General features: G+C 37.6%; 1 protein-coding gene. It reads right to left on the minus strand.

Annotated elements, in window-relative coordinates:
- The coding region (locus tag IDG60_RS20925; protein ID WP_206161146.1) for a GA module-containing protein at positions 1–604 on the minus strand (604 nt) is incomplete at both ends.

The raw sequence follows: 604 nt of genomic DNA on the forward strand, positions 1-604 counted from the left end.
CTTTGTACACCAGTTACTTGTGTCGCGCTATCAATTTGACCAGTAATACTTTGTTTTTGTGCATCAGATAAATGTGTCATTTGACGTAATGCATCTTTAGCTTGTTGCTTCGCAGTTGCTAAGTTTGTATCACCATTTAAACTTGTTTCAGCATTATTGACACGTTGTGTTGCCGCAGTAACATCTGCTGCATTTGTAATCACATTAGGTGAACCATTTACGATATTCTTCGCAGCATTATATGCATCAGTGTAAGCACCTTGTTTATCAGGACTTGCGTTAGTGTAATTACCACCAGCTACAATTGTGTCATGATCACCAATTGCTTGTTTTAATTGATCCATCGCATTATTAAGTGATGTAGCACTATTTTTCAGATCAGTTACACCTGATACGCGTTGTGCAGCATTCACTTGTTGTTTCAATGCTGTTTTTTGCGGTGTATTCAATTGTGTCAAGTTATCGATAGCTTGTGTAGCTTCAGTTTTAGCGCGTTGTAAGTTCGCGTCACCGTTCAAAGCATTTTCAGTAGACGTTACACTTTGAATTGCTTGTTCAACAGCTTGCTTATCTTTATTCGTACCATGATCTTTATTTAAGTAAG

Source organism: Staphylococcus sp. EG-SA-2 (genome assembly GCF_017152085.1).